Annotated in this window: 9 protein-coding genes; 4 read left to right on the plus strand and 5 right to left on the minus strand. The window is 65.0% G+C overall.

Annotated features, from left to right (window positions below; all coding sequences use genetic code 11):
• Positions 1 to 253 precede the first annotated feature (253 nt).
• A complete protein-coding gene (locus BRAO375_RS12655) occupies positions 254 to 3,745 on the minus strand; it encodes an indolepyruvate ferredoxin oxidoreductase family protein (RefSeq protein ID WP_009027863.1) in 3,492 nt (1,163 codons plus the stop codon).
• Between the two features lie 317 nt (positions 3,746 to 4,062).
• Positions 4,063 to 4,707: a trimeric intracellular cation channel family protein gene (locus BRAO375_RS12660; protein WP_009027864.1), complete on the minus strand. Its 645-nt coding sequence runs from the start codon at positions 4,705 to 4,707 to the stop codon at positions 4,063 to 4,065.
• Between the two features lie 135 nt (positions 4,708 to 4,842).
• On the opposite strand from BRAO375_RS12660, the gene BRAO375_RS12665 reads away from it, so the two are divergent.
• Positions 4,843 to 5,280 carry a hypothetical protein gene (locus tag BRAO375_RS12665; protein WP_009027865.1) on the plus strand — a complete coding sequence of 146 codons (438 nt, stop codon included), beginning with the start codon at positions 4,843 to 4,845 and terminating at the stop codon, positions 5,278 to 5,280.
• 247 nt (positions 5,281 to 5,527) lie between these two features.
• A complete protein-coding gene (locus BRAO375_RS12670; RefSeq protein ID WP_009027866.1) occupies positions 5,528 to 5,839 on the plus strand; it encodes a hypothetical protein in 312 nt (103 codons plus the stop codon).
• 69 nt (positions 5,840 to 5,908) lie between these two features.
• Here the strand turns inward: BRAO375_RS12670 and BRAO375_RS12675 are convergent, their stop codons facing one another.
• Positions 5,909 to 6,724 (minus strand): isocitrate lyase/PEP mutase family protein, encoded by an 816-nt coding sequence (locus tag BRAO375_RS12675; protein WP_009027867.1) that lies wholly within the window; start codon positions 6,722 to 6,724, stop codon positions 5,909 to 5,911.
• A gap of 45 nt (positions 6,725 to 6,769) precedes the next feature.
• Positions 6,770 to 7,084, minus strand: a complete 315-nt coding sequence (locus tag BRAO375_RS12680) for an NIPSNAP family protein (RefSeq protein WP_009027868.1) — start codon at positions 7,082 to 7,084, stop codon at positions 6,770 to 6,772.
• 75 nt (positions 7,085 to 7,159) lie between these two features.
• On the opposite strand from BRAO375_RS12680, the gene BRAO375_RS12685 reads away from it, so the two are divergent.
• Together BRAO375_RS12685 and BRAO375_RS12690 are read left to right on the plus strand one after the other, a co-directional pair.
• Positions 7,160 to 7,861: an ArsR/SmtB family transcription factor gene (locus BRAO375_RS12685; RefSeq protein WP_244423177.1), complete on the plus strand. Its 702-nt coding sequence runs from the start codon at positions 7,160 to 7,162 to the stop codon at positions 7,859 to 7,861.
• 110 nt (positions 7,862 to 7,971) lie between these two features.
• Positions 7,972 to 8,976 carry an alpha/beta fold hydrolase gene (locus tag BRAO375_RS12690; protein WP_009027870.1) on the plus strand — a complete coding sequence of 335 codons (1,005 nt, stop codon included), beginning with the start codon at positions 7,972 to 7,974 and terminating at the stop codon, positions 8,974 to 8,976.
• 64 nt (positions 8,977 to 9,040) lie between these two features.
• Here the strand turns inward: BRAO375_RS12690 and BRAO375_RS39015 are convergent.
• Positions 9,041 to 9,185, minus strand: a 145-nt coding sequence (locus BRAO375_RS39015) for a GCG_CRPN prefix-to-repeats domain-containing protein (RefSeq protein ID WP_502688880.1), incomplete at its 5' end; no start/stop codon positions are given.

Below are 9,185 nucleotides of genomic sequence, written 5' to 3' on the forward strand. Positions count from 1 at the left end.
TGAGGCGGGATAGGCGGAATAAAGCATGATTTCCGATTTTCGTCAATATAAATCTGAAAATCAGATTCCAAAAAACGAGAGTAGCAGCCCGGTTGAGCGCAGCGACACGAGGGACAGCGCCCATGTCGCTTCGCTGATGCAGGCTCCGGCTTTCACCGCGTCATTGCGAGCGCAGCGAAGCAATCCAGGGCTACACGAGGACTCTGGATCGCTTCGTCGCTGCGCTCCTCGCGATGACGGAGAGAGCAGGCCCCTACTCCGCCGCCATCTGGCGCGGCGCCGGCGGCGGGTTGGCGAGGTCGGCGGCCAACTGTGCGTAGCGCACCTTGGCGTCCTGCACCGCCTTCTCCTTCACCGGGCCGTAGCCGCGGATCTTGTCGGGCAGCGACAGGAATTCGGTTGCGATCTCCGCGTTGGCCGGCGACAGCAGGCTCAGCACCGTGGCGACGTCCTTCTCGTAGCCGGCGATCAGGTCGCGCTCCATCTTTCGCTCGGCGGAGTAGCCGAAGATGTCGAGCGGCGTGCCGCGCAGGCCCTTGAGCTTCGCGAGCAGCCGGAACGTCTTCATCATGCTCGGGCCGTAGCTCTTCTTCTTCGGCCGTCCCTGCGGGTCGAGACCTGAGTTGAAGATCGGCGGCGCCAGGTTGAAGGAGACCTTGTAGTCGCCCTCGAAGGCGTCGTGGATCTGCTTCTCGAAGGTGCCGTCCGAGAACAGCCGTGCCACCTCGTACTCGTCCTTGTAGGCGAGCAGTTTGGCATAGTTGATGGCGACGGCGCGCGGCAGCGTCTCGCCGTAGCCGCCCTTCTCAGCGGCCTCGCGGACCTGATCGACCAGCTTGCGGTAGCGCTTGGCCAACCTGGCGTTCTGATAGGCGGTGAGGTGCGCCGTGCGGTGGGCGATAATCTCGTCGAGCGTCATCGCGTCGAGCGATTTCGGCGGCACCGTCTCGTCCTGGCCGGTCATCATGCCAGCGACGCGCTCGGGATTGACCACCATGAGGCGACCGAGCCGGAACGCCTCGGTGTTCATCTTGACGGCGACGCCGTTGATCGCGATCGCCTTCTCGATCGCTTCGGCCGACAGCGGCAGCAGGCCCTTCTGATAGGCATAGCCCATCATCATCATGTTGGTGGCGATGGAGTCGCCGAGCAGCGCCTCGGCCGGCTTGGTGAAGTCGAAGAAGGTCGCGTCCTTGCGAAGCGCGGTCTCCAGCAGGCTCGTGACCTTGCGGTTCTGGAAGTTGAAGTCGCGGTTGAGCACGAAGTCGGCGGTCGGAATCAGATGGCTGTTGATGACGCCATGGGTACGCTCGCTATCGCACAAGGTGATCGTCTCCTTGGCGCCCGCCACCACCTCGTCGGCGGCGATGACGAGATCGGCGGTGCCGGTGACGATGCGCGAGCAGGTCACGTCGGCGGTGTTCTCGGACAGACGCACGTGGCTGAGCACCGCGCCGCCCTTCTGCGCGAGGCCGGACATGTCGAGGATCATCGAGGCCTTGCCCTCGATATGCGCGGCCATGCCGAGCAGCGCGCCGATCGTGAGCACGCCGGTGCCACCGACGCCGCCGACGGCGACGTTGTAGGGCCGGTCCAATGTCGGCTTGGTCAGCGGCTCCGGCATCTCGCCGATGTCGCCGAGCTCAGCAGGCGCGCGCGAGCGCGGCTTGCCGCCGTCGATGGTGACGAAGGACGGGCAGAAGCCCTTCACGCAGGAATAGTCCTTGTTGCAGGACGACTGGTTGATGACACGCTTGCGGCCGAGCTCGGTCTCCAGCGGCTCGACCGAGATGCAGTTCGACTGCACCGAGCAGTCGCCGCAGCCCTCGCAGACGGCCGGGTTGATGAAGACGCGGCGCTGCGGATCCTCCATCGTGCCGCGCTTGCGGCGGCGGCGCTTCTCAGCGGCGCAGGTCTGCACGAAGACGATGGCCGAGGCGCCCTTGGTCTGGCGCAGCGTCTTCATGACGTTGTCGAGCTCGTCGCGATGCGCCAGCTTGACGCCCGGCGCGATGCTGTCGGCCGGATATGAGTCCGGGTTTTCCGAGACCAGATAGATTTCTCGAATGCCTTCGGCATGCAGCTGGAAGGTGATCTGCTGCGGCGACAGGTCGCCGTCATGGCGCTGGCCGCCGGTCATCGCGACGGCGTCGTTGTAGAGGATCTTGTAGGTGATGTTGGCCTTGGAGGCGACCGCCTGGCGGATCGCGAGGCTGCCGGAGTGGAAATAGGTGCCGTCGCCGAGATTGGCGAAGATGTGCTCCTCGCCGGTGAACGGCGCGATGCCGACCCACGGCACGCCCTCGCCGCCCATATGCGTGAACGTCTCGGTGTTGCGGTTCATCCACAGCGACATGAAGTGGCAGCCGATGCCGGCCAGCGCGCGGCTGCCCTCGGGCACCTTGGTCGAGGTGTTGTGCGGACAGCCGGAGCAGAAATACGGCGTACGCGCCACCGGCGAGACCAGCTGCATCTGCGAGGCGTCGCGGCCGTTGAACCAGTCGGCCTTGGCGCGCAGCATCGCCTTGATCTCCGGATTGAGGTCGAGGCGGAGAAGGCGTTCCGTCAGCGAGGTCGCGAGCGAGGCGACCGAGAGCTCGGTGGCGAACGGCAGGAAGCGCTTGTCGTGATCGTCCATCTTGCCGACGATGCGCGGACGGACGTCGTCGCGCCAGTTGAACAGCTCCTGCTTGACCTGGTTCTCGACGATCTCGCGGCGCTCCTCGATGATGAAGATCTCCTCGAGTCCGACCGCGAATTGCCGCACGCCTTCCGGCTCCAGCGGCCAGGGCATCCCGATCTTGTAGAGACGAAGCCCGATCTTGGCGGCGACCTCCTCGGTGATCCCCAGTTCGCGCAGCGCCTGGCGGATGTCCTCGTAGCTCTTGCCCGACGCCATGATGCCGTAGCGGGCGTTCGGCGAGTCCATCGTGATGCGGTTGACCTTGTTGGCACGGGCGAAGGCGATCGCGGCAAAGCCCTTGTAGTCCTGCAGCCGGCGGTCCTGCTCGAAGCGGTCGTCCGGCCAGCGCAGATTGAGGCCGCCCGGCGGCATCTCGAAATCCGTGGGGATGACGAACGGCGTCATCTCGTCGTTGAGGTTGATCTCGGCGGTGGTCTCGACTGTTTCAGTGATGACCTTCATGCCGACCCAGCAGCCGGAATAGCGCGACATCGCAATGCCGAGCAGGCCCATCTCGATCATCTCGTGGATCGAGGACGGATAGAGATAGGGCATCAGCGCCGACATGAAGGCGTGGTCGGACTGATGCGGCACGGTGGAGGATTTGGCGCCATGGTCGTCGCCGGCGAGGCACAGCACGCCGCCGTTCTTGGCCGAGCCTGCCGCATTGCCGTGGCGGAAGACGTCGCCGCAGCGGTCGACGCCGGGGCCCTTGCCGTACCAGATGCCGACCACGCCGTCATACTTGCCGCCGGGCGACAGATGCAGCTGCTGCGAGCCCCACACCGCGGTCGCGGCGAGGTCCTCGTTCACGCCGGGCTGGAACTTGATGTTGTACTGCTCGAGATGCTTGCGCGCCGAGAACAGCTGCTGGTCGTAGCCGCCGAGTGGCGAGCCCCGATAGCCAGAAATGAAACCGGCGGTGTTGAGGCCCGCGGCGCGGTCGCGCCGGATCTGGGCCATCGGCAGCCGCACCAGCGCCTGGATGCCGGTCAGGAAGATGTGGCCGGAGCTTGCGGTGTATTTCTGGTCGAGATTGATCTCGCTCTCGTTGATGCCCATTCCGCCCTCTTGCCGTGCTTTATCGGGGTGCGCGTCTCGCCGCCCCCGAGTGGGAAGCGCGCGATCTGCCAATGATTTAAGTCTGCTTTTCAAGAATGCGCATCACAAATCTCGCGGACGCAGGGCAGCCAACCAAAATCGCAATTTCATGGCCGCCGGTGGCCGCGGCTTTTGCGGTTTGTGTCGGAAACAGCCGTCGCCGCGCAATGGGATGATAGCCGCCATCGCTTGGATGGCGCGGCATGAACGGTTACCGATTCGTTGCCGTTACTTGCCGACCGCATGACGGGCGCATTGTGCATTGCGACAGGAAGACCTCAGCCCTTGCCCTCCCCGGTGAACACGAACTGCGGCATATTCCATTTGTAGCGGATCGCGAGCAGCCGGAACGACAGCCCGAACGCGAAGGTCAGCGCCGTCAGCACGCCGCTGCCGAGCCCGAGCCACAGGCCGGTGGCGTAAAGCAGCCCTGTCAGCAGCGACACGCTGGCGTAGAGCTCGGCGCGAAACAACAGCGGCACATCGTTGCAGAGGATGTCGCGCAGCACGCCGCCGGCGCAGCCGGTGATCATCCCGGCGACGATCACGATGCCGAACGGCACGTTCATCTGCCAGGCGATCTCGCAGCCCGAGATCGTGAACACGACGAGGCCGATGGCGTCGAGGACGAGAAACGCCGTGGTCAGCCGGTGGACGAGCCGCGCCATCGCGATGGTCACGAACGGCGCCAGCACGGTCAGCAGCAGATAGGACGGCCGCTCGACCCAGGCGAGCGGATAATGCCCGAGCAGCACGTCGCGCAACGTGCCGCCGCCGAGCGCAGTGATGGCGCCGAGCAGGCAGACGCCCATCCAATCCATGCTGCGGCGTCCCGCGGCCAGCGCCGCCGTCATGGCCTGCGCCGCCAGCGCCACCCAGGACAACAGATGCAGCACGCCGTCGGTCGGCGGCAGGTTCCACATGACAAGCTCCAGAATCGCAGATCCGCGAGGAACCTTAGCGCGCCGCCCAGCCGATCAGATGGGGAATTCGTAAGGTTTCGCGGAACGGACCCGCGGTCGCGCAGGTTGTCCGCAGACAATCGCTAGGAGGATGAGATGGCCAACGAACGGCTTCCGAACGAACGTTATCCTGATGGCATGAACCGGCCGGACATGAGCACGCGTCCGGGCATGAGTGGGGCCGGCATGACCGGCGCCGGACTGACCGAGCCGGGCATGACGGGCACGGAGTATGAGCGTGCGGCGCGGATGGACAGCCGGCTGCAACCCGACCCCGAGCTGACCGAAGGCCGCGCCTCGGGCGGCCGCATCGCGGCTTATGCCGTGGGCATCGCGATCCTGCTCGGGGCCGTGTTCTACGGCCTCAACAACATGTCGATGCATGACAACCAGGCCAGCACCACGCCGACCTCGCAGACGGCCTCGAAGCAGCCCGCGCCCAACAGCTCTCCGGGCGTGACCACCGGCGCCGCGGGCGATCGCACCACGCCGCCGCCGGCCCCGGCCGGCCAGACCAACAACAACGCCAAGTAAGGTCGGCAACAAACAATCTCGCGGATGGCCATGCGCCATCAGCAACTCACGGCGGGTGAGCCATCACCCGCCGCCCTTTTGTGTGTTGGACTCCTTGTTTGTTGATATCCAATCGAGCTCACAATGAGCTTGTTTGTTGTACGCGAAGCGAACATTCGAATCGACGAGGCTCGCCATGGAACGATTGCGACGCTTGGAAATTGGCTCTGCGGCACTTTGACACAGCACCAACCGGAGGAGACAATCGATGAAAGCTTTTGCTCTCGCAGCAGCTGCCAGCACGCTCATCATGACCGCAGCCTCGGCTGCTCCGCTCTCGCCTGACGTCTCGGCCGTCCCGCAACGCGACGTCCAGACCGTTCGCATGGTCTGCAACGAGGACGGCCATTGCTGGCGCGAACACCGCGAACGTCGCGTCATCATCGAGGATCGAGACCGCGACTCCTACGCCTATGCGCCGCGCGAGCGCTATATCGAGCGCCGCCGCTATGAAGACCGCGGCGGCATCGGCATCCGCGCGCCGGGCGTGAGCGTCGGCATCGGCGTAGACCACGACTAAGCGCGACGACTGATGGAAATAGAGAAGCCGCGGCCCGTGCCGCGGCTTTTCCTCGTGTGCAGACCGATCTCAACCGAAGATCTTGTTCAACTCACCGCCAGGATAGCCGTTGGCCAGCTCGGTGAAGGTGCCCTGCTCGGCCATTTGCTTCGCTGCACGCATGAAGCCGGCCCAGGCCATCCGCGCCAGTGATCCGCCGACGCTGATGCGGCGCACGCCGATATCTTCGGCCTGCTTCAGCGACAGACCCGACGCACCGATCAGCAGATTGACCGGCCTCGGAGCGACAGCTTTGACGATGGCCGTGATCTCCTCGACCGTCTTGATCCCGGGGGCATAGAGGCAATCAGCGCCAGCCTCGGCATAGGCCGTGAGACGGTCGGTCACCAAGCCGAGATTGGGCTTGCCCCAGAGAAACGCCTCGCAGCGGCCGGTCAGCAGCACGTCGCCCCCGTTGGCATCGATCGCCTGCCGTGCAGCCCGGATGCGCTCCACGGCAAGTTCGCGCGCGAAGAGCGGATCGTTCTTGTCGCCGGTGGAATCCTCGATCGACAAGCCCGCAACGCCGGTCGCGACGGCGCGCGCGACGTTGGCCGCCACCCCCTCCGGGGCCTCGGCGAAACCACCCTCGAAGTCAGCGTTGACGGGAATGTCGACCGCCGCCGATAGCGCGGCCAGATGTGCCAGCATCTCGTCCAGCATCGTGCAGGTGTCGGCCTTGCCGATCGACCAGGCAAACCCCGCACTGGTGGAGGCGATCGCCTTGAAGCCGAGATGTTGCAGCATCTTCGCCGTGCCGGCGTCGAACGGGTTCGGCAGCACGAAGCAGCCGGCCTCGTGGAGCTTGCGGAATGCAGCGCGTTTGTCTGCGGTCGTGACCGTCATGTCGTCCTCCCATCTCGTCTTGGTTGCACCAACATAGTACCGCTCTCATGCCGTGGCCACGACATTGCGAAGAAATGTTCGCTCTTCGCCCAGGATAAGCTTGTGCTCTTCCGCCAGTGCGAAGTTCGCCCGTCCTTCGGCATCGTTGCGCAGCGTGGCTCGATAGCGCTCGTAGGCGGCAAGACTGTCGAACGAAATCAGGCCGTACGCGACGTCGTTGGTGCCCTCATGAGGCATGAAATAGCCGATCAGATCGCCGCCGCAGCGGGGAATGATCGATAGCCAGCGTTGCGCGTAGTGTTCGAAGACGTCGCGCTTGAACGGATCGATGCGATAGCGGATGAAGACGGTGATGGTCATGACAACCTCGAGTATGTTTGACATCCTCGACACTATCCGCTTGCCCCACGACAATGCTTCGTCTAGCATCGAAGTATGAAATCAGGCCCAGACATTGCCATGGTGGCCGCGCTGGTCGGCGATCCCGCCCGCGCCAACATGCTGACGGCCCTGCTCTCAGGCCGTGCGCTGACCGCGACCGAGCTCGCCCAGGAAGCGGGCGTGACGCCGCAGACCGCGAGCTCGCATCTCGCCAAGCTTGAAGGCGGCGGGCTCATTGAGCCGGAGAAGCAGGGCCGCCACCGCTACTACCGGTTGGCCGATCCCGACGTCGCCGACGTACTGGAGAAGCTCGCGGGTCTCGCCGCGCGGGCCGGCCACATGCGCGTGCGCACCGGGCCGAAGGAGCCGGAGCTGCGGCGCGCGCGCATCTGCTACGACCATCTTGCAGGCGACCTCGGCGTGCAGATGCTCGACAGCATGACGCGGCAGCGGCTGGTGCGCCGGCGCAAGCAGGAGATCGTGCTCACCGACGACGGCGAACAGTTTCTGGCGCGGCATCTGCGGATTTCGCCCGAAATGCTGGCACATCCGCGCCGCCCGGTGTGCAAGGCCTGCCTCGACTGGAGCGCGCGGCGGCATCATCTCGCCGGCACCTTGGGTGCAGCCTTGATGAAGCGCTTCACCGAGTTGAAATGGGCGGCGCGCGACCCGACGCCCGGCAGCCGCGTGGTGAATTTCAGCCACGCCGGCGAGAAGCATTTCGCGGCGCTGTTCGGGCCGGACAGCGACGGCTGACGATCACACGCTGTTTATCGCGGGATCGCGATACAGCCTTGCCTCGCAAGCGAACGCAGGCCACCGCGAGACAGTTGACGATGCGATCGTCCTGTCCTCCTGGAGCCTCAATGTCCCGTTTCGCCGTTGCGCTCTGCGCTCTCCTGCTCGCCGCCGCGCCCTCCCTCGCCCGGGCCGCTGACGCGCCGCGCGAACCCTATGGCATCAATCTCGAAGGCTTTGCCTATCCCTACCCGGTCAGCCTGTTGCCGCTGGTCAATGACGGCGAGCAACTGCGCATGGCCTACATGGATGTCGCACCGGCGCAGCCCAACGGCCGCACCGTGCTGCTGCTGCACGGCCGCAATTTTCCTTCGAGCTACTGGGCGCCGGTCATCACGACGCTGACGGAGGCCGGCTTTCGCGTCGTGGTGCCCGACCAGGTCGGCTTCGGCAAGTCATCCAAGCCGTCAGGCGAGCTGCATTTCGACATCCTCGCGCGCAACACGATGACCCTGCTCGACCATCTCGGCATCGCCAAAGTCGATGTTGTCGCCCATTCGATGGGCGGCATGCTCGCCGTGCGCATCGCCCGCGCCTATCCCGACCGCGTCACGCATCTCGTGCTGGCGGCGCCGATCGGGCTCGAGGACTACCGCTTCTATGTGCCGCCCATCCCATCCGAGAAGATCATCGAGAGCGAGGATCGTCTCACCGCGGAGGATTATCGCAAGCAGCTCGAAACCAATTACGCGCTGAAGCTACCGCCCGAGCAGGTGACGCCGTTTGTCGATGCCCGCTTCAATCTCAAAGGGAGCGCCGACTATCCACGCTGGCTGAAGAGCTTTGTCAGCTCCTATCAGATGATCTATCGCGAGCCGATCGTGCACGAGATTCCGCTGCTGACACAGCCGACACTGTTCATCATGGGAGCGGACGACCAAAACGCGCCAGGGCGACCGAACGCACCGGAAGCGCTTCGAGCACAGATGGGGCAGAACGCCGAGCTGGCCACGACGCTCGCGGGACGGATGCGCGATGGGCGCGCCGAGGTGATACCCAATGCGGGACACCTCGTGTTTCTGGATGCCCCGGCAAGATTCGCCGCGCTGCTGCTGGATTTTCTCGGCAAATAGATCAGTCGGCGGAATCGACAGGGACGGTTACGCAGACCGGCCGGCCCTGCCGTATGCCGACCTGTCAGTTGCGGAAGCAGCGCTTGCCATAGGGGCCCGTGTGCCAGCCGGGAGGACAATTGTAGAGTGGCCGGCAGGCGCCGCGAGGACCGCGGTGGAAGCCTGGGCCGCAACCTTGCGCGACCTGGATGATCTCCGCGGACGCGGCG

It is taken from the genome of Bradyrhizobium sp. ORS 375 (assembly GCF_000239775.1).
In the GTDB taxonomy this organism is placed as follows: domain Bacteria; phylum Pseudomonadota; class Alphaproteobacteria; order Rhizobiales; family Xanthobacteraceae; genus Bradyrhizobium.

Bases quoted from the DNA above. Each gene is read 5' to 3' on its own strand.
- BRAO375_RS12660 (WP_009027864.1), bottom strand. From the start codon at position 4,707: ATGTGGAACCTGCCGCCGACCGACGGCGTGCTGCATCTGTTGTCCTGG.
- BRAO375_RS12690 (WP_009027870.1), top strand. From the start codon at position 7,972: ATGTCCCGTTTCGCCGTTGCGCTCTGCGCTCTCCTGCTCGCCGCCGCG.
- BRAO375_RS12685 (WP_244423177.1), top strand. From the start codon at position 7,160: ATGAAATCAGGCCCAGACATTGCCATGGTGGCCGCGCTGGTCGGCGAT.
- BRAO375_RS12670 (WP_009027866.1), top strand. From the start codon at position 5,528: ATGAAAGCTTTTGCTCTCGCAGCAGCTGCCAGCACGCTCATCATGACC.
- BRAO375_RS12655 (WP_009027863.1), bottom strand. From the start codon at position 3,745: ATGGGCATCAACGAGAGCGAGATCAATCTCGACCAGAAATACACCGCA.
- BRAO375_RS12675 (WP_009027867.1), bottom strand. From the start codon at position 6,724: ATGACGGTCACGACCGCAGACAAACGCGCTGCATTCCGCAAGCTCCAC.
- BRAO375_RS12665 (WP_009027865.1), top strand. From the start codon at position 4,843: ATGGCCAACGAACGGCTTCCGAACGAACGTTATCCTGATGGCATGAAC.
- BRAO375_RS12680 (WP_009027868.1), bottom strand. From the start codon at position 7,084: ATGACCATCACCGTCTTCATCCGCTATCGCATCGATCCGTTCAAGCGC.